Origin of the sequence: Cupriavidus oxalaticus (genome assembly GCF_016894385.1) — a bacterium.
Taxonomy (GTDB): domain Bacteria; phylum Pseudomonadota; class Gammaproteobacteria; order Burkholderiales; family Burkholderiaceae; genus Cupriavidus; species Cupriavidus oxalaticus.
The window spans coordinates 1773770-1792535 of record NZ_CP069811.1; the positions used below are offsets into that span (position 1 = coordinate 1773770).

14 protein-coding genes and 2 tRNA genes are annotated in these 18766 nt (G+C 67.7%); 8 read left to right on the forward strand and 8 right to left on the reverse strand.

The window, feature by feature from the left end:
• Positions 1–107: 107 nt before the first annotated feature.
• Entirely contained in the window at positions 108–6014 is a 5907-nt protein-coding gene (gene uvrA, locus JTE92_RS07805; protein WP_116386924.1) for an excinuclease ABC subunit UvrA, read from the reverse strand.
• 296 nt (positions 6015–6310) lie between these two features.
• On the opposite strand from uvrA, the gene JTE92_RS07810 reads away from it, so the two are divergent.
• Both JTE92_RS07810 and JTE92_RS07815 read left to right on the forward strand, forming a co-directional pair.
• A complete protein-coding gene (locus JTE92_RS07810; RefSeq protein WP_063240603.1) occupies positions 6311–6589 on the forward strand; it encodes a type II toxin-antitoxin system RelE/ParE family toxin in 279 nt (92 codons plus the stop codon).
• A gap of 10 nt (positions 6590–6599) precedes the next feature.
• Positions 6600–6929: a HigA family addiction module antitoxin gene (locus JTE92_RS07815; RefSeq protein WP_063240604.1), complete on the forward strand. Its 330-nt coding sequence runs from the start codon at positions 6600–6602 to the stop codon at positions 6927–6929.
• A gap of 89 nt (positions 6930–7018) precedes the next feature.
• On the opposite strand, the gene ribA is transcribed toward JTE92_RS07815, so the two are convergent.
• On the reverse strand, positions 7019–7615 hold the full coding sequence (gene ribA, locus JTE92_RS07820) for a GTP cyclohydrolase II (RefSeq protein WP_063240605.1): 597 nt from the start codon (positions 7613–7615) through the stop codon (positions 7019–7021).
• 180 nt (positions 7616–7795) lie between these two features.
• The gene (locus tag JTE92_RS07825) at positions 7796–8266 is read right to left on the reverse strand and encodes an Lrp/AsnC family transcriptional regulator (RefSeq protein ID WP_063240606.1); all 471 of its coding nucleotides are present in this window, start codon (positions 8264–8266) and stop codon (positions 7796–7798) included.
• Positions 8267–8418: 152 nt separating this feature from the next.
• Between JTE92_RS07825 and JTE92_RS07830 the strand changes: the two genes are divergently transcribed.
• The gene (locus JTE92_RS07830; RefSeq protein WP_063240607.1) at positions 8419–8781 is read left to right on the forward strand and encodes a hypothetical protein; all 363 of its coding nucleotides are present in this window, start codon (positions 8419–8421) and stop codon (positions 8779–8781) included.
• Positions 8782–8790: 9 nt separating this feature from the next.
• Here the strand turns inward: JTE92_RS07830 and JTE92_RS07835 are convergent, their stop codons facing one another.
• Complete coding sequence (locus JTE92_RS07835) at positions 8791–9708, reverse strand: LysR family transcriptional regulator (RefSeq protein ID WP_063240608.1); 918 nt, start codon at positions 9706–9708, stop codon at positions 8791–8793.
• A gap of 135 nt (positions 9709–9843) precedes the next feature.
• Here JTE92_RS07835 and metE point away from each other — a divergent pair, with 135 nt between their 5' ends.
• Positions 9844–12219: a 5-methyltetrahydropteroyltriglutamate--homocysteine S-methyltransferase gene (gene metE, locus JTE92_RS07840; RefSeq protein ID WP_063240609.1), complete on the forward strand. Its 2376-nt coding sequence runs from the start codon at positions 9844–9846 to the stop codon at positions 12217–12219.
• Positions 12220–12358: 139 nt separating this feature from the next.
• Here the strand turns inward: metE and JTE92_RS07845 are convergent, their stop codons facing one another.
• The gene (locus JTE92_RS07845) at positions 12359–13777 is read right to left on the reverse strand and encodes a DUF1254 domain-containing protein (RefSeq protein ID WP_063240610.1); all 1419 of its coding nucleotides are present in this window, start codon (positions 13775–13777) and stop codon (positions 12359–12361) included.
• Positions 13778–14030: 253 nt separating this feature from the next.
• Positions 14031–14408, reverse strand: coding sequence for a hypothetical protein (locus JTE92_RS07850; RefSeq protein WP_063240611.1), 378 nt, complete (start codon positions 14406–14408; stop codon positions 14031–14033).
• A 218-nt stretch (positions 14409–14626) separates the two neighbouring features.
• Between JTE92_RS07850 and JTE92_RS07855 the strand changes: the two genes are divergently transcribed.
• From JTE92_RS07855 to JTE92_RS07870, 4 genes are all read left to right on the forward strand, one after another.
• The gene (locus tag JTE92_RS07855) at positions 14627–16345 is read left to right on the forward strand and encodes an MBL fold metallo-hydrolase (RefSeq protein WP_063240612.1); all 1719 of its coding nucleotides are present in this window, start codon (positions 14627–14629) and stop codon (positions 16343–16345) included.
• Positions 16346–16426: 81 nt separating this feature from the next.
• Positions 16427–16503, forward strand: a tRNA-Arg gene (locus tag JTE92_RS07860).
• Positions 16504–16810: 307 nt separating this feature from the next.
• Positions 16811–17041 (forward strand): helix-turn-helix transcriptional regulator, encoded by a 231-nt coding sequence (locus JTE92_RS07865; protein ID WP_157096933.1) that lies wholly within the window; start codon positions 16811–16813, stop codon positions 17039–17041.
• Positions 17038–17211: a hypothetical protein gene (locus JTE92_RS07870; protein WP_157096934.1), complete on the forward strand. Its 174-nt coding sequence runs from the start codon at positions 17038–17040 to the stop codon at positions 17209–17211. Before JTE92_RS07865 ends, JTE92_RS07870 begins: the two co-directional genes overlap by 4 nt.
• A gap of 183 nt (positions 17212–17394) precedes the next feature.
• Here the strand turns inward: JTE92_RS07870 and JTE92_RS07875 are convergent, their stop codons facing one another.
• Complete coding sequence (locus JTE92_RS07875; protein ID WP_063240613.1) at positions 17395–18297, reverse strand: hypothetical protein; 903 nt, start codon at positions 18295–18297, stop codon at positions 17395–17397.
• Positions 18298–18677: 380 nt separating this feature from the next.
• Positions 18678–18764 (reverse strand) — tRNA-Leu (locus tag JTE92_RS07880).
• Positions 18765–18766 lie beyond the last annotated feature (2 nt).

Genomic DNA, 18766 nt, shown 5'->3' on the forward strand with positions numbered 1-18766 from the left:
GTTACCTCCGTTCAGGGCGCGATGTGCGCGCCAGTAACCATGAACAAGCGAAAGGCGTGCCTGTGGCGTGTGGCCCCGGCTACGTCCCCTCGCTTGCGGCAAGCGGCTCAGGCCATGCTGACCTTGTCCCGCACGCCGGCCTGCTGCGTCCCGCTTTTGCCGCGCGCCAGCACCGGCACCAGCGCCGCGCCGGTATGGCTGGCCGGGATCCGCGCCAGCGACTCCGGATCGGCTGCGCCGATGATGGTGCCGCCGCCCGCGCCGCCTTCCGGCCCCAGGTCGATGATCCAGTCGGCCTCGGCGATCACGTCGAGGTCATGCTCGATCACCACCACGCTGTGGCCGCCGTCGGTGAGGCGATGCAGCACGCGGATCAGGCGCGCCACGTCGGCCATGTGCAGGCCGACGGTCGGCTCGTCCAGCACATACAGCGTATGCGGCGCCTTCTGGCCGCGGCGTGTGATGTCGTCGCGCACCTTGCTCAGTTCGGTGACCAGCTTGATGCGCTGCGCCTCGCCGCCGGACAGCGTCGGCGACGGCTGGCCCAGTGTCAGGTAGCCCAGCCCGACGTCCTTCATCAGCTGCAGCGGGTGCGCAATATTGGACATCGATGCAAAGAATTCCACCGCTTCGTCGATCTCCATGGTCAGCACGTCGCCGATGTTCTTGCCGCGCCAGGTGACGGCGAGCGTCTCGGGATTGAAGCGCTGTCCGTGACAGACATCGCATGGCACTTTCACGTCCGGCAGGAAGCTCATGCCGATGGTGCGCACGCCCTGCCCTTCGCACGCGGGACAGCGGCCATCGCCGGTGTTGAACGAGAAGCGCGACGCGGTATAGCCGCGCGCACGCGCCTCGAGCGTATCGGCGAACAGCCGTCGGATCGTGTCCCATACGCCGATGTACGTCGCCGGGCATGAACGAGGGGTCTTGCCGATCGGGGTCTGGTCGACTTCGAGCACGCGGTCGATCGATTCCCAGCCGGTGATGGCGTCGCAGCCATACCAGTCGTGGTCGACCTTGAGCGGCTTCTTCGCCGTTGCCTTGCCGCCCTTCGCCTCATCCTTGGCCGCATTGCGCGCGCGCCGCGTGGCCGGCGACGACAGCACCGAACGGCCCACCGCGTCGAGCAGATTGGTCATCAGCACGTCGCGCGCCAGCGTCGACTTGCCCGAGCCCGACACGCCGGTGATCGCCACCAGCCGCGACAGCGGGATGCGCGCGGTCACGCTGCGCAGGTTGTGCAGCGAAGCGCCGTGCACGGTCAGCCATGCGGCCGGATCGGCTGGCTTGCCGGCCGCGCCCGGCTGCACCGGACGGCGCGCCTGCAGCGGATGGATGATCGGCTGTGCCAGGAACTGGCCGGTGGTGGAAGCCGGCGCCGCGGCAAGGTCCGCCACCCCGCCCTGCGCCACCAGCGTGCCGCCGCGCTTGCCGGCGCCCGGGCCGATATCGATGATGTGGTCGGCACGGCGGATCGTGTCTTCGTCATGCTCCACCACGACCAGCGTATTGCCCTTGTCGCCCAGCTTGCGCAACGCATCGAGCAGGATCTGGTTGTCGCGCGGATGCAGGCCGATGGTGGGCTCGTCCAGCACGTAGCACACGCCCTGCAGGTTGCTGCCGAGCTGCGCCGCCAGCCGGATGCGCTGCGCCTCGCCGCCGGACAGGCTGGGCGCGGCGCGGTCCAGGCTCAGGTAGCCCAGCCCCACTTCTTCCAGGAACTGCAGCCGGCTGCCGATCTCGCTGATCACGTCGCGCGCGATCTCGGCGTCGCGGCCGGCCAGGCGCAGGCCGTCGACCCAGCGGCGGGTATCGGACACGGTCCATTGCGCCACGTCGACGATGGCCTGCGTATCGAATGTGACCGCGCGCGCCACCGGGTTCAGGCGCGTGCCATGGCAGTCGGGGCACGGCGCATCGCCCACGCCTTCGGGTTCCAGCTCCTCCGACGGCAGGCTTTGCTCGCGGCCGCGGTTGTCGTCGGCCAGCACGGTATCGTCGTACGCCGCGCGCTGCTCGCGCGTCAGCGCCAGGCCGGTGCCGACGCAGCTGCCGCACCAGCCGTGCTTGCTGTTGTACGAGAACATGCGCGGATCCAGCTCGGGATAGCTGGTGCCGCATTCGGGGCAGGCGCGCTTGGTCGAGAACACCTTGACCTCGCCCACGTGCGCGGTGCCGCCGTTGGTCATGGCGTGGTCCAGCCCGTCGAGCGGCGCCAGCAGGTGCATCACGCCCTTGCCCGCCTCCAGCGCCTGCGCCAGCAGCGCGCGCAGTTGCGGCTCGTGCTCCGGCGTGATGACCAGGTCGCCGACCGGCAGCTCGATGGTGTGCTCGCGGAAGCGGTCCAGGCGCGGCCACGGATCCACCGGCAGGAACTCGCCGTCGACGCGCAGATGCGTATTGCCGCGCGCCTTGGCCCATTTCGCCAGGTCGGTATAGACGCCCTTGCGGTTGACCACCAGCGGCGCGAGGAAACCGACGTGCTGGCCGCGATGGTCGCGCAGCAACTGCGCGGCGATCGATTCCGGGCTCTGCGACGTCACCGGCGCGCCGTCATGCACGCAGTGCTGGATGCCCAGCTTGACGTACAGCAGGCGCAGGAAGTGCCAGACTTCCGACGTGGTCGCCACCGTGCTCTTGCGGCCGCCGCGCGACAGGCGCTGCTCGATCGCGACGGTGGGCGGGATGCCGTAGACCGCATCGACCTCGGGCCGCCCCGCCGGCTGCACGATCGAGCGCGCGTACGCGTTGAGCGATTCCAGGTAGCGGCGCTGGCCTTCGTGGAACAGGATGTCGAACGCCAGCGTCGACTTGCCCGAGCCGGACACGCCGGTGACCACGTTGAACTTGCCGTGCGGGATATCGACGTTGAGCGACTTCAGGTTGTGCTCGTGCGCGTTGACGATGCGCACCACGTCTTCGCCCTCGATCTCTCGGCGCGCACGGCGGGCCTGCAAAACCGCCTGCAGCGGCACGCCTTCAGATTCGGCACCGGTGGCACGTTCGGCGGCAAGCGTGCCGGCTTCGCCGAGCGCGGCATCATAGTGGATCAGCGCCTGGCCGGTATGCGATGCGGCGCAGCCCTTCACGTCTTCGGGCGTGCCGGTGCAGACCACGCGGCCGCCGGCATCGCCGCCTTCGGGACCCAGGTCGACCAGCCAGTCGGCGGCGCGGATCACGTCGAGGTTGTGCTCGATCACGATCAGCGAATGGCCGCTGTCGAGCAGCTTGCCGAAGGCCAGCATCAGCTTGGCGATATCGTCGAAGTGCAAACCCGTGGTCGGCTCGTCGAACATGAACAGCCGGCGCGGCAGCGTGTTGCCGCGCGTGCGCGACGGCGTGGCCTGCGCGGCTTCGGCGAGGAAGCCGGCCAGCTTCAGGCGCTGCGCCTCGCCGCCCGACAGCGTCGGCACGGGCTGGCCCAGCTTCATGTATTCGAGGCCGACATCGACAATGGGCTGCAGCACGCGCAGCACCGCGGCGTCGGCGGCAAAATAGGCCGCCGCTTCGCTGACGGTCAGCTCCAGCACGTCGGCGATGCTGAGCGCGCGCGGCGGCTGCCCGGCGATGGCGCGCTCGATCTTCACCTCCAGCACTTCGGCGCGATAGCGGGTGCCGTCGCAATCCGGGCAGCGCAGGTAGACGTCGCTGAGGAACTGCATCTCGACATGCTCGAAGCCCGAGCCGCCGCAGGTCGGGCAGCGCCCGTCGCCGGAGTTGAAGCTGAAGGTGCCCGCGGTATAGCTGCGCTGCAGCGCCATCGGCGCCTTGGCGAAGAGCTTGCGGATCTCGTCGAACGCGCCGACGTAGCTGGCCGGGTTGGAGCGCGCGGTCTTGCCGATCGGCGACTGGTCGACGAAGACCACGTCATCGACCAGGTCCGCGCCGCTCAGCTTGCGGTAGGCGCCCGGCGATTCGGTCGCCTTGCCGAAATGCCGCGCCATCGCCGGATGCAGCACGTCCTGCAGCAGCGTGGACTTGCCCGAGCCGGACACGCCGGTCACGCACACCAGCCGCTGCAGCGGGATCTCGACGGTGACGTCCTGCAGGTTGTGCTCGGTCGCGCCTTCCAGCACGATGCGCGGCAGTGCGTCGTCGACGGGACGGCGTTGCCAGTGCGAGGCATCGGCCACGCGGCGGCGCCCGCCGAGATAGGCACCGGTCAGCGTGTCGGCATTGCGGATATCCGACGGCGTGCCGTCGAAGATGATGTTGCCGCCGCGCTCGCCCGGCCCGGGGCCCATGTCGATCAGGCGGTCCGCGGCAAGCATCACCGAGGGATCGTGCTCGACCACCACCAGCGTATTGCCCGCGTCGCGCAGCCGGTGCATGGCCTCGACGATGCGGTTCAGGTCGCGCGGATGCAGGCCGATGCTGGGCTCGTCCAGCACGAACAGCGTGTTGACCAGCGAGGTGCCGAGCGCGGTGGTCAGGTTGATGCGCTGCACTTCGCCGCCGGACAGCGTGCGGCTCTGGCGGTCCAGCGTCAGGTAGCCCAGGCCGACGTCGCACAGGTATTTCAGCCGCGTGCGCACCTCGGCCAGCAGCAGCTTGAGCGCGTCGTCGAGCATCGCGCTGGGCAGCGTCAGTTCGTCGAAGAAGCGGCGGATGCGCTCGATCGGCAGCAGCATCAGGTCGTGCACGGTCAGGCCCGGCAGCGCTTCGAGCTGCGTGCGGTCCCAGTCCACGCCGCGCGGCAGGAAGCGGCGTTCAGGCGCCAGCACGGCGTCGGCATTGTCCTTCGAGCCCAGGCGCCACAGCAGCGACTCGGTCTTCAGGCGCGCGCCGCCGCAGGTTTCGCACGGGGTGTAGCTGCGGTACTTGGACAGCAGCACCCGGATGTGCATCTTGTACGCCTTCGACTCCAGGTAGCTGAAGAACCGCATCACGCCGTACCACTGCTTGTTCCACTGGCCGTTCCAGTCCGGCGAGCCATGGACGACCCAGTGGCGCTCGGCCTCGGTCATGTCGGCCCAGGGCGTGTCGCGCGGGATGCCGGCCTTGCCGGCGTAGCGCATCAGGTCGTCCTGGCATTCCTTCCAGGCCGGGGTCTGCATCGGCTTGATCGCGCCTTCGCGCAGCGACTTGCGCGCATCGGGAATGACCAGCCCCAGGTCGACCCCGATCACGCGGCCGAAGCCCCGGCAGGTTTCGCAGGCGCCGTAGGCGGAGTTGAACGAGAACAGCGCGGGTTGCGGGTCGGCATAGCGCAGGTCGCTGTCCGGGCTGTGCAGGCCGGTGGAGAAGCGCCACACGGGGCCGCCGTCGCCATCGGCTCCATCGGCTCCATCGGCCAGCACATAGATGTTGACGCGTCCGCCGCCGCGCTTGAGCGAGGCCTCGATCGCCTCCACCACGCGCACCTTCTCGGCATTGCCGATGCGGAAGCGGTCGGCCACTACGTCGAGCAGCTTGCGCGCGCCGGTGGGCGACTGCACCACGCGCTGCGCCTGCACGCGCGTGTAGCCGCTGACGGAAAGCCATTGCTGGACCTCTTCCTCGGTCGCCGACTCCGGCAGCTCCACCGGGAACGTCACCACCAGCCGCGCATCGTGGTGCGGCTGCCCTTGCGCCGTGCGCGCCAGCAGCTCGGCGTAGATCGTCTCCGGCGAGTCGTGGCGCACCGGGTGCGCGGTCTGCTTGTCGAACAGCTCCGCCGCGCGCGCGTACAGCAGCTTCAGGTGGTCGTTCAGCTCCGTCATGGTGCCGACCGTCGAGCGCGAGCTGCGCACCGGGTTGGTCTGGTCGATGGCGATCGCCGGCGGCACGCCGTCGACGCGCTCCACTTGCGGGCGGTCCATCCGGTCCAGGAACTGGCGCGCGTAGGCGCTGAAGGTCTCGACGTAGCGGCGCTGGCCCTCTGCATAAAGCGTGTCGAACACCAGGCTGGACTTGCCCGAGCCGGACGGCCCGGTGACCACGGTCATTTCGCCGGGGCGCAGGTCGAGGTCGACATCCTTGAGGTTGTGCTGGCGGGCGCCGCGAATGCGAATCAGCTGCTTGCTCGACACGATTTTTTCTTTCGGATCAATGCGTTAAGGGAGGGACAGGCGTGGACGCGTGGTGGCGATGGATCAGGCGCGCCTGAAGCAAACCACCATAGCACAGGGCTTGGACAGGTCCGGGACGGGTGGTCCATGTACTGTACATCCATACAGTGTAACAGTTTGGAAAAGGATTCGTATCGTTTGCGCCGCTCGCTTTCAGAGTCGTGACGGTGCGGCGCTATGGCGGCGGCGGTTTCATGGATGGCATCCGCGCCTTCCACTTTCGCTGATTTGCCATTTATCGATTATCGATATACGATATGATCCAATCGTTCAGATGCTTTGACACCGCTGCGTTGTTCGACGGCCGTTACGTTGCCCGCTTCGCGAGCATTGAGTTCATTGCCCAGCGCAAGCTCGAGATGCTTGACGACGCCGCCACCCTGGGCGCGTTGCGCTTTCCGCCGGGAAACCGCCTGGAAAAACTCGGCGGCGATCGCAAGGGACGCTACAGCATCCGCATCAACGGCCAGTGGAGGATCTGCTTCATCTGGACCCATGACGGCCCCGCGGCTGTCGAGATCATCGACTATCACTGAGGACAGCAACATGGCACGCTTTGAAAACGGCATGCGCCCCATCCATCCGGGCGAAATCCTGCGCGAGGAATACCTGGTGCCGCTGAACATGAGCGCCAACGCCCTGGCGCTGGCACTGCGCGTGACGCCGGCCCGCATCAGCGAGATCGTGCGCGAGCAGCGCGGCATCACGCCCGACACCGCGCTGCGCCTGACGCGCTATTTTGGTGGCGATGCGCGTTCGTGGATGAATATGCAGGTGACCTACGACCTCAAGGTGGCGCAGCGGGACCTGGGCGAGCGCATCGCGGCGGAAGTGGTGCCGCGCGCGGGTATCGACCAGGAAATTCCGGAAAGCTAGGAAGACAGAATGCTGGGGGACGGCGCAGCCCTCCTGGCCAGGGGCATTGCGGCGGTTACCAGGCCAATGCCCTTTTCAGCCAGCCGCTGTCAGTCGAGCAGGTGTCCCATGCGCGTGCGCTTGGTCGCCAGGTATTTCTCGTTCTCGGCGTTGGACGGCACGATGTGCCGCAGTTGCTCGTTGACCCTGATGCCGGCCTTTTCCAGCGCGGCGGCCTTGAGCGGGTTATTGCTCATCAGCCGCACCGAGGTGACGCCCCACTGGTGCAGCAGGTCGGCCGCAAAGGCGTAGTTGCGCGCGTCGATCGCCTGGCCCAGCGCCAGGTTGGCGTCGACGGTATCGAGCCCCCCGTCCTGCAGGCGGTAGGCGCGGATCTTCTCCGCCAGGCCGATGCCCCGGCCTTCGTGGCCGCGCAGGTACAGCAGGATGCCGCGGCCTTCGGCCGCGATCTTTTCCATGGCCAGTTCCAGTTGCGGGCCGCAGTCGCAGCGGCAGGAACCGAAGACGTCTCCGGTCAGGCATTCGGAATGCATGCGGATCAGCACGTCGTCGCCAGTCACCTCGCCCACGCTGAGGGCCAGATGCTCGATGCCTGAGTGAGCGCCCTTGAAGGCGTGTGCCGTAAAGTCACCAAATCGGGTCGGCAGGCGTGCCGAATCGATCAGCTCAATTTCTGTGTCGTTCATACCGGAATTCTTTTCAATGGGTGCGGGGCGGCCCGGCACCGGCGACATTATGAGCGGTATTGCGCGTTCGCGCTTGATTCGGACATGGAATACACCGTTGCGGGCCCTATACAGCCTCCACACACACCGGCACATAAGTGATTCATGCAGCATAACAATCTGGCTGCACCGGCTGGCGGCTCAGGGTTCGACGGAGGGCTCGCGCTTCAGCGTGCGCAGCACGAAGGTCGAGCGGCTGTGGCGCAGCCCGGGCAGCTTGTACAGCTTGTGCCGCAGGAACTCCTCATAGCCTTGCGTGCCGGCCACGGCGACCTTGATCAGGTAGTCGTAGTCGCCGGTCAGCAGGTAGGCCTCCATCACCTCCGGCAGTTCGGCAAGCGCCTGGCCGAAGCGGTAGAGCATGTCGTCGTCGTGGCGCTCCAGCGTGACCTCGATCAGCACTGTATCCGGCAATCCCAGCGCCTTCTGGTTCAGCAGCGCGGCGTAGCCTTCGATGACCCCGCTTTCCTCGAGTGCGCGCACCCGGTTCCAGCAGGGTGTGGCGGAGAGGCCGACCTGTTCGGCCAGTTTCGCATTGGACAGCCTGCCGTCACGGCGGAGTTCGCGCAGGATGCGGCGGTCGGTGTCATCGAGCTTGGGAGATTGCGCCATGTCCTTCGTAAAATAGGGAAGAAATATCTATACATCTTGCCATATGCAGATGTTTCTTTTCCAATCTCTCTAATACCGGAGAATACAAAGAAGCTCATTTTGCGCTCCGGCTGGTAAATTAACCACATCAGAAGACCTGCCGGAAACACCACATGCCCGCGACCCGCCTTCCCACCCTGCGCCTTTCCCTGCAACTCGACGGCACCGACGCGTTCGGCGCGATGGAGTGGGTGTTTGCCAGCGCCCGCCGTACCGGACTGGCGCCTGAGCAGTTGCGCTTCGACTCGGCCTCTTTCGAACCGGCCAGTCAGCCAGTGCTCCATGCAACCCTGACCGCGGCCGATGCCAGCCTGCTGTGGCTGTTCCTGCGCCGGCTGGAAAGTGGCATCGACATGGCCGTGCTGGGCGCGGATGTCGACGATCCGGACAGCGAGGCGCCGAGCGAGCCAGCTCCCGCGCCGCGCACCGTTGCCCCGCAGGTCCGCAGTGACGCAGGGTTGGCGCTGACGGCCTAGCCGTCAGCGTTATGCCGGCAGCAGTTCGATGCCGTCGAGCTGCGCCGCGCATGTATCCCGCACGATCGCGACAAAGTCGGCCACATAAGGCCGGCGCGCCAGCGGCGCCGGCACCGTCGCGTAGAGCTCGCTCCACAGCCCCCTGGCGCCGATCCGCTTGGCCAGCACGTAGTCGTGGTCGACATAGTTCTTCACGCCCCAGTTGGGCAATGCCGCCACGCCGCGCCGGCTCGCCACCAGTTGCAGCACCGCCACCGTCAGTTCCGCGGTGCGCCGCTGCAGCCGGATGCCGGCGGGTTCCAGCACCTCGCGGATCAGGTCGATGCGCTGCTCCGGCACCGGATAGGTGATCAGCGTCTCGCCGGCGAGGTCGGCAGCTTCGATGCGGCGCTTGTTGCGCAGCCGGTGCTCGTTGGCGATGACCGCCAGGATCTCGAAGCGGAACAGCGGCGCGACGTCGAGCCCGCGCCGCACCGCCGGCTGCGAGCCGATCACCATGTCGGCGCGGCCTTCGCTGAGCAGCGAGATCGGGTCCGCATGGAAGCCGGCCACCAGGTCCACCTCCACCTCGGGCCAGCGGCGGCGGAATTCATCCATCACCGGCATCAGCCAGTCGAAGCAGGTATGGCACTCCAGCACCACGCGCAGTTCGCCGCGGGTATCGCCCTTGAGCCGTTCGATATCGCGGTCGGCCGCGCTGACCGCGGCCAGCACCTCGCGCGCCAGTGCCAGCAGGCGTTCGCCCGCCGGCGTGAAGCGCAGCCCCTGCCGGGTCCGGTCGAACAGCGGCAGCCCGTAGTGGGCCTCGATCGCCTTGATCTGGTGTGACAGCGCCGACTGGCTGACATGCACGCGCTCGGCCGCGGTGGCGAGCTTGCCGGATTCGGCAATGGCAACCAGCGAGCGGAAATGACGGACCTCGATCATGCGCAGTCCAGGGCGCGGGCCGGCCCCGCCGTCGCATGAAATAAATTCATATGTTGTTTAAAACTTGTCGCTTGATTCATTTTATGGGGAAACCGACACTGTGCGCCAGTCATCATCTTCCGGAGCAAGTTCCCCATGGCACGCACCCATATCCTCGGCTTTCCCCGCATCGGCGCACGCCGCGAACTGAAATTCGCGCAGGAGGCCTTCTGGCGCGGTGAAAGCAGCGAAGCCGCGCTGCGCGATGTGGCCGCGCAGCTGCGCCGCCGGCACTGGCAACTGCAGGCCGGGGCCGGCCTGGACACCGTCGCCACCGGCGACTTCGCCTGGTACGACCAGATGCTCAGCCTGACCGCGCTGCTGGGCGCCCTGCCGCGCCGCTTCGGCTTCGACCCGGCGCAGCTGACGCTGGCGCAGTATTTCGAGCTGGCGCGCGGCAACCGCGAGCAGCCGGCGATGGAAATGACCAAGTGGTTCGACACCAACTACCACTACCTGGTCCCCGAGCTGGATGCCGACACCACCTTCGACGGCGGCCCGGCCTGGTTCTTCGAGGAAGCCGACGAAGCGCTGGCGCAGGGCTTGCGCGCCCGCCCGGTGCTGGTGGGCCCGGTCACCTACCTGTGGCTGTCCAAGAGCCACGCGGCCGGCTTCGACCGCCTCTCGCTGCTGCCGCAGCTGGTGCAGGCCTACCGCCGCATCCTCGGCCAGCTGAAGGCGCGCGGCATCGAGTGGGTGCAGGTCGACGAGCCCGCGCTGTGCCTGGACCTGGAGCCCGCGTGGCTCGACGCCTTCGACAGCGCCTACGCCGGCCTGCGCGATGCGGGCCCGAAGCTGCTGCTGGCAACGTACTTCGACACCGCCGCCGACCACGCCGCGCGCGCCGCCGCGCTGCCGGTCGATGGCTTCCATATCGACCTGGTGCGCGCACCAGGCCAGCTGGCCGCATGGCAGGCCGCGCTGCCGGCGCACGCCGTGCTGTCCGCCGGCGTCATCGACGGCCGCAATATCTGGCGCACCGACCTGCGCCGCGTGCTCGACACGCTGCGCCCCGTGCACGCGGCGCTCGGCGACCGCCTGTGGCTGGCGCCATCCTGCTCGCTGCTGCATGTGCCGGTGTCGCTGGCGCATGAAGTGCGCCTCGATGCCGAACTGAAGTCGTGGCTGGCCTTCGCCACCGAGAAGCTTGATGAACTGCAGGTGCTGGCACGCGCGCTCAATGAAGGCGATGCCACCGTCGCCGCGCAGCTGGCAGCGTCCGACGCCGTGCAGGCCTCGCGCCGGCAATCGCGCCGCGTGGTCAACCCGCGCGTGCAGCAACGCCTGGTCGGCGTCACCGCCGACATGGCGCGCCGCGCCAGCCCGTTCGCGCAGCGCATCGAGCGCCAGCGCGAGGCGCTGCAGCTGCCGCTGCTGCCCACCACCACCATCGGCTCGTTTCCGCAGACCGCGGCCATCCGCCAGACCCGTGCGGCCTTCAGGCGCGGCGACATCGGCGCGCTGGAGTACCTGGAGCGCATCCGCGCCGAAATCGCGCTGGCCGTGCGCAAGCAGGAAGAGCTGGGCCTCGACGTGCTGGTCCACGGCGAGGCCGAGCGCAACGACATGGTCGAGTATTTCGGCGAGCAGCTGTGCGGCTATGGCTTTACCGGGAACGGCTGGGTGCAGAGCTATGGCTCGCGCTGCGTCAAGCCGCCGGTGATCTATGGCGATGTGTACCGGCCGGAGCCGATGACGGTAGACACCACCCGCTACGCGCAGTCGCTGACCGAGCGGCCGATGAAGGGCATGCTCACCGGTCCGATCACCATGCTGCAATGGTCGTTCGTGCGCGACGACCAGCCGCGCGCCACCACCGCGCGCCAGCTAGCACTGGCCATCCGCGACGAGGTGTGCGACCTGGAACAGGCCGGCATCCGCGTGATCCAGATCGACGAACCCGCGCTGCGCGAAGGCCTGCCGCTGCGCCGCGGCGACTGGGACGCCTACCTGGACTGGGCGGTCACGGCTTTCCGCCTGTCGGCCAGCGGCGTCAGGGACCAGACCCAGATCCACACGCATATGTGCTACGCCGAGTTCAACGACATCCTGCCGTCGATCGCGGCGCTGGACGCCGACGTGATCACCATCGAAACCTCGCGCTCGGCGATGGAACTGCTGGAAGGCTTCGGCGACTTCGACTACCCGAACGAGATCGGGCCCGGCGTCTACGACATCCACTCGCCGCGCGTGCCGTCGGTGCAGGCGATGGAGCGGCTGCTCGACCGTGCCTGCGAGGTGGTGCCGCCGCAGCGCCTGTGGGTCAACCCTGACTGCGGCCTGAAGACGCGCGCCTGGGAAGAGACCGAGGCGGCGCTGGCCAACATGGTCAGCGCGGCGCGCGCGCTGCGCGAGCGCTGGTCCAGCACCGGCACGATGGCGTGGAAGCGGATCGGCAAGCCGGCCGGCCATGCCGCCGCGACGCCTGTGGGCGGCACCGCTTGCACCGGGTGCGCGACGCACGCGCACTGAGCGACGGCGCGCAGCATCCGCCAACAAAGGGGAATCTTGCTGTGGGCACTGCGGCAGCACCAGCGTGCTGATGGTGCGCTCCCTCTCCCGCACGCGGGAGAGGGAGCAAACAAGCGGGAAAACAAGCGTAGTCGGCTACCTAGTTCACCCGCATCACCGCCGGCGGCATCCAGTTGCCGTCGAGCAGCGCCTGCTCCGGCCAGTACGCGCGCAGCATCATGTTCAGGCCGTCGGGCGGGGCCGGCAGCCAGTTGGCGGCCCTGGATCCCGTCGGGCGTTCGTGCTGGATATAGATGTCGAGCGAGCCATCGCGGTTGTAACGCAGGCGGTCGCGGCTGCCGATGGCGTAGCGGTGGATCGGGTTGGGCACAAACGCCTGCCGGTCGTTGTAGAGCGTCAGCGACCAGAACGCCCGTGCCGGCGGCAGCTGGCTTTTGTCGAAATGCAGCACATAGCGCGCGCCACCCTGCAGCGGCGTGCCGTTGGCATCGGTGCGTGTCGATGCGTAGATCGCATCCTCCGGCAGGTTGGCGCCCAGCCCCACCCACGCGGTCACCGCGCGGCGGGCGTAGTTGGTGCCATAGTTGCCGAGATCGCGGTGCATGACCCAGCCGTTGCCGGCATCGGCATTGCCCTTGCGCGCGCCCTGCACGATCGCCGCCAGCGCCGCGGTCGCGCCCTCCTGCACCGCGCGCGCGGTGGTCGGTTCCATCACCGTGGTCTTGAACGGCACGCCCGGGTGGATGCCCATGCGGCGCAGTTTCTCCACCATGGCGCTGTCGGCCGGCGCCGGGGGATTGGCCGGCAGCAACGCGGCAAAGCGCGTGAAGAAGGCCTGCGCGTCCATCGCCGCGACCTGCTCCACCGGCGAACTCTGCGTGTCGACCGCAGCGGCGCGCGGCGCGGGCCGCTCCGGCACGCGGCGGCCGCCGCCCCAGGCGGACAGCGGCGTCAGCCGGTACTGGTCCTGCAGCCGGTGCACGGCCGGGAGATCCTTCTTGCCATTGACCTGGGTACGGCCGATCAGCCAGACCGTCGACGTCGGCGCACGGATTTCCTGCACGCCCTTGGGCAGCGTGCCGCGCCAGTCGGGTCCGGTGATGGCGAAATTGCCGCGGCGGGTGCCGGTGGTGCGCTTGCCCGGCGAGGCAAACACATTGGTCCACGCATCCATCAGCGGCATCAGGTAATAGCGCCCTTGCGTGTCGGGCACGGACAGGATCACCGGCTCGCGCGACAGGTCCAGCCATGCCGACGAATGCAGCGTATCGGCATTGGGGCTGACCACGTCGGTGAAGCTGGCGTCCGGGAACGTGCGCTTGTGGCTGAAGGTGTTGACCGGCGTGCGCAGCGTCATCAGCTCGCGCGTCACGTCCATCAGCACCAGCGGATAGGCATAGGTAAAGACCTCGGCCGACAGGGCCTTCATGGCCTGGTCGGTCGGCGGCTGCTCGACGGCGGCGGTTTGGATGGCGGCTGAATCCGGCGCGCTGGCGCAGCCGGACAGCATGACAGCGAGCGTGACCGCGCTCGCCATAAGACGAAATGAAGGCTTCATGACCCCGATCCCAATTCTTGCGACCGTCCGGGAGGCGCGGCTATGACTGCCGGCATGTCGTCCCGGAGGCGCATCTGTTTGCTACCGCATCTTGTCCCTCCCCCTGCGCCATGTCAATTCCTTGCACGCACGAGAGCGAGGGCGATCACACGGAAGAGGACGGCCGGCTGCGGAACGTGGATGATAAGGCACCGCCACAGCACGACGGAATCACCCGATCAGGAGCCCGGAACCAGCGCCCGGTACCGACCGCTCAGTACCGCATCTGCACATCGTCGACCTTGCCCGTGCGCGCGTTGTACAGGCAGGCATAGTGGAAACCGATCGCCGACGAGCTGTCGTCCGGCTCGAACACACCTTCGCCGTTGACCGACATCTGCGCGTTCGGGCGCTGGTAGTACTGCTCGCGATCGGCCATCAGCATGACGCTGCCCGGCTGCGGATAGCGGCGCTTGAGCGCTTCGGCGACGGCCGGCTCGCAGGCGGCAGAGGCCGCCCTGGACACGGCCTGGGGATCGACCGTGATGCGCGTCGTGGCGGGCGGGACCGGGCGCGGCGCGGTTTGCGGCGGCGTCTCGCAGGCGGCCAGCAGGCACGCCAGCGGCAGGCACAGGATTGAAGCTCGGATCACGCGGACCTCCTCCCAGCGGAAGCGCGCACCCTGGCGCCCTCCCAAAAAGTGAAGCGGAGCTATCAGATTAATGCCTTCGGGCGGAAAAGCCAAAGCCGGGCATCCCTGGCGCCTCCGGATTTGCCCGCGATTGCGAATCTTCTAACGCGGCTAAACTATCGGCTCCCGGCGCGCAGCGCGCAGCGCGCGGCGCCGCAAGACACCACGATGCCGACACAATGACAACCACAGAGACAAGCGGCGCACGCCCTGCCACCGCCGCCGCCACCGCCACCCCCGCGCCATTGCTGCGCAATGCCGCCAGCCTGCTGGTCGTGCGCGACGCGCCCGCCGGCATGGAAGTCCTGCTGGTCCGCCGCGTCGAGCGCGCCAACGACCGCAGCAGCGGCGCCTATGTGTTTCCCGGCGGCACGCTCGACGCGCTGCACGACAAGGCGCTGCATGCGCATGCCCACGGCCTCGACGACATCGCCGCGAGCGAGCGCCTGGGGCTGCCCGCCGGCGGCCTGGACTTCTATGTTGCGGCGGTACGCGAATGCTTCGAAGAAGCCGGACTGCTGTTCGCCTGTGGCAGCGACGGACGCCTGCTGCCTCCCGATGCCCTCGACGCCGGACAGCAGGCGCTGCTGCGCGCCGCCGTGCAGCGCGGCGGACCCGGCCTGGCGCATGCATGCGAGCAGCTCGGGCTGCGGCTGGCAGCCGACCGGCTGGCCTACCACAGCTACTGGCTCACGCCGCCGGGCCTGCCCAAGCGCTTCGATACGCGCTTCTTCGTCGCGATCGCGCCGGAAGGCCAGCAGGTGATCGCCGATGGCAACGAGGTCGTCGAACACCGCTGGATCCGCCCTGCCGAAGCCGCCGATCCCGCCAGCGGCCTGCCGATGATGCACGTCACGCGCCGCACGCTGGCGGCGATCGCGCAATTCGAGAACGCCGAGGCCTGCTTCGCGTATGCAGCGCAATTGCGCGGCATCGCCTGCATCATGCCGCGCCTGGCCACCGGCGCCGCGGGCATGCGCCCGGTGATGCCCAACGAGGCGTGCTATGCCGAGATCGGCCGCATCGATCCCGAAGGCCGGCACCATGGCCGTTACGAGCTGTGCCCCGGCTTGCCGGTGCAGCTGTCCGAGCGCGTCTGGCGCGTGACCGCGAACAACGGCAGCGTGATGACCGGCCCCGGCACCAACACCTACCTGGTCGGCGGCGGCGCGCGCAACGAATGGGCCGTGATCGATCCCGGCCCCGATGACGCCGGGCATGTGCGCGCCATCCTGGCCGCTGCGCCGGGTCCGGTCCGCTGGATCTTCGCCACGCACACGCACCTCGACCATTCGCCCGCGGCGGCCGCGCTGCAGGCTGCAACCGGCGCAACCGTGCTGGGCCGTGGCGCGCCCGCAGGCCAGTGGCAGGATGCGAGCTTCGCGCCGCAGCGCGAACTCGCGCACGGCGAGCGCATCGCCATCGGCGACGGCTGCACGCTGCGCGTCTGCCATACGCCGGGCCACGCGTCGAACCACCTGTGCTACCTGCTCGAGGAAGAGAAGACGCTGTTTACCGGGGACCACGTGATGCAGGGCTCGACGGTCGTGATCGGACCGCCTGACGGAGACATGCGGGCCTACCTCGATTCGCTGGCTGCCCTGCAGGAAGAAGACCTGGAATGGCTCGCCCCCGGGCACGGCTTCCTGATCGCGCGCCCGCAGGACGCGATCCGCCTCCTGGTCCGCCACCGGCTGCAGCGTGAAGCCAAGGTCGCGGCCGCGCTGCGCGAACTGGGGCCCGCGCCGATCGAAGCGCTGGTGCTGCGCGTCTATGACGACGTGCCGCCACGCATGCACCCGGTCGCGCAACGCTCGCTGCTGGCGCACCTGCTCAAGCTGCGGGAGGAAGGCAAGGCACGCGAAGCGGACGGAAGCTGGTCGGAGGTGGCGGCGTAGCCGCCGTAAGCGGCCGCAAAAGTTTTTTTCGGGCACCTCTTGCGCAATCCCGAAATTCCGCTACAATTCGGCCTCTCGTGTGCGGCTGTAGCTCAGTTGGATAGAGTACTTGGCTACGAACCAAGGGGTCGTGGGTTCGAATCCTGCCAGCCGCGCCACCTATTAGTAAGAGTTTGGGGGTTAGTAATTACTAACCCCCTTTTTCTTGTTACCGATTCTGTACCGACTTCGGCCACCTTGCCCGGTCGACGGGGTCGCGTCTCCGCCTCCCCGTTTCCCTCCGTCTTCCCCTGCCTGTCCGGGTCATCCCGCCCATTCGCGCGCAGTTCCATCGAAGACACACACGCGTCGACAAACCGTGCAGGGTTCATCATTGCGCCGCCTTCATCTTCAGCGCAGCTGACTTCCGCTTCCAGATCGTCGACGCGCTTCAGCGTGTTCTCCAGCACGGCGTGCAGCAGCGGAATGACCTGTTCGTACCCGACGACGAACTGCGTCCCTGCAGGGGATGCGAAGCCGTCTATCGAATTCCCCGCAGATCATGCGGGTCGTACAGTAGTCGTCGCGCCGCTGCGGATCAGTGAGCCGACTCTATATGCGGGCATGAAGGCAGGCACGCTGCCGCAGTCGGTCAAGTTGGGGCCGAACGGCAATTGCCAAATTGAAATCGTTCTTCACAATGAGGAGAACGAATGAGCATCAGCGATGAAGCCCGGCTTCTGGCGGCTGCGAACGGTCAGGGTAGCGCCGCGTTTGCTGTTGGGGCGTTCGTTGGGGAGTTTCCCCCGACGAAGAATCGGCCATTCATCCGTCTTTACTATGTCTTGGCGGACATTAGAAAACTAAAAGCGTATCGCCCCAACTGATAGGGAGAGTTGCTTTGTCAAACGAACAAGCCCGCCGATATGGCGGGCTTCTTCGTTGCTGCTGCCGTTAGGCGGCGACAGCGATGCGCGGTTCGTTCTCCGTTGCGTCGGACGTCGGCGCCGGGCCGGTCAGGCGTTCCCGTTCCCGACCCCAGCGCGCTCACGCGTCGCGCTGTTCTGAAACTACCAGCGGTACCTCGCACCTACCGTACCGCCCGGATTGCGCCCCGCCCTCACTTTGAACCACAGCTTCACGCCGGTAGCCGTGTTGCCGTGCGCGCCGATATTGAAAGAGAACAGCCCGCGCAGCAGGTCGGCATCGATCTTGGTGCCGTTGATGTTGATGCTTTGCTTGCGGCTGTCCTGCCACCAGTCGGCCTCTACGAACGGGTAGATGCCGGCCAGCCGCGTCGGCTGCGCGCCATAGAGCCGTACGCCGATGCCGGTGGCGCTGGAATCGCCGGGCATGCCCTGCGCCTGCTCGCCGCTGACGGGGGACATGCCGGGCTGGTAGGCCAGTTGCAGCCGCGGCTGGATCGTCAGGCCGCCGCCGCGCGGCACCACTGCATCGACCGCCAGCGCCATCGTGCGCACGCGGCTGTCGACGAAGCCGCCGGCGCTGGTGACATCGTCCAGGTGCAGCGTCACGCGTCGCGGACGTTCGGCCATGGCGGCGAGATCGCGGTCCACCGCGGCGAGGCCCGGTGCATCGTAGTCCGGCCCCGCACCCATTGCCATCGGCAAGGGCTCGGGCATTCGCGCCGCATACTCGACGGCGACCGGTTCGGGAGCACTGGAGAAAGTGGGCGCACCGGCCGGTACGTCGGTCGCGGCCATCAGCGCGTCCGGCACCTCCGCGGCCTGAGCCTGCAGCGGCTGGTCCCAGCCGGAGAGGCCGCCCTGGCTGCCGCTCCCCCATTCGGGAACCGCATCATCCGCATGGGCCAGCGCACACATCAGCACGGCCAGGATGCTGCAGCATTGCAGGTGGTGCAGGATCGGGCCCGGATGCGCGGCACACGGGTGCCAGCCGGGGCAAGGTCCCGCTTCCTCCTTCTCGTTTGATGATGACAAGACCATAGTCATGGCAACCACCTTCGGGACGTTATGTCTGCCTGCCCGATGAGCTTGAGCATAGGTCAATCCGCCTGCTTGCGTTAGCGCGGAATGTTCGTGTCCGCGCGGTGGCAATGGCCGCGTTTCGGACGACGCCCGCGGCCGGAGATTGGCGACCGGAGATTGGCGGCCGGAGATCGGCGGCCGGGAGCAGAATCCATGGCACGATGGCGCGACCGGCTGGCCGCGCCCCCTTGCAGAACGCGACATGGAAGCGATCCGGCTGAGCGCGCCGGGGACCTGAGCTTGCCGTAGGGATTTCGATCGGCGAGGCCTTCACCGCGGCCCGGGATCCGAAGCCCGAGACCGTAAACGACGAAAGGCTCGCTTGCGCGAGCCTTTCCGAATATTGGTGCCCAGAAGAGGACTCGAACCTCCACAGTGTTGCCACCGCTAGGACCTGAACCTAGTGCGTCTACCAATTCCGCCATCTGGGCTT

Bases quoted from the DNA above. Each gene is read 5' to 3' on its own strand.
- JTE92_RS07810 (WP_063240603.1), top strand. From the start codon at position 6,311: ATGATCCAATCGTTCAGATGCTTTGACACCGCTGCGTTGTTCGACGGC.
- JTE92_RS07815 (WP_063240604.1), top strand. From the start codon at position 6,600: ATGGCACGCTTTGAAAACGGCATGCGCCCCATCCATCCGGGCGAAATC.
- ribA (WP_063240605.1), bottom strand. From the start codon at position 7,615: ATGAACGACACAGAAATTGAGCTGATCGATTCGGCACGCCTGCCGACC.
- JTE92_RS07825 (WP_063240606.1), bottom strand. From the start codon at position 8,266: ATGGCGCAATCTCCCAAGCTCGATGACACCGACCGCCGCATCCTGCGC.
- JTE92_RS07830 (WP_063240607.1), top strand. From the start codon at position 8,419: ATGCCCGCGACCCGCCTTCCCACCCTGCGCCTTTCCCTGCAACTCGAC.
- JTE92_RS07835 (WP_063240608.1), bottom strand. From the start codon at position 9,708: ATGATCGAGGTCCGTCATTTCCGCTCGCTGGTTGCCATTGCCGAATCC.
- metE (WP_063240609.1), top strand. From the start codon at position 9,844: ATGGCACGCACCCATATCCTCGGCTTTCCCCGCATCGGCGCACGCCGC.
- JTE92_RS07845 (WP_063240610.1), bottom strand. From the start codon at position 13,777: ATGAAGCCTTCATTTCGTCTTATGGCGAGCGCGGTCACGCTCGCTGTC.
- JTE92_RS07855 (WP_063240612.1), top strand. From the start codon at position 14,627: ATGACAACCACAGAGACAAGCGGCGCACGCCCTGCCACCGCCGCCGCC.
- JTE92_RS07865 (WP_157096933.1), top strand. From the start codon at position 16,811: ATGACCTGTTCGTACCCGACGACGAACTGCGTCCCTGCAGGGGATGCG.
- JTE92_RS07870 (WP_157096934.1), top strand. From the start codon at position 17,038: ATGAGCATCAGCGATGAAGCCCGGCTTCTGGCGGCTGCGAACGGTCAG.
- JTE92_RS07875 (WP_063240613.1), bottom strand. From the start codon at position 18,297: ATGACTATGGTCTTGTCATCATCAAACGAGAAGGAGGAAGCGGGACCT.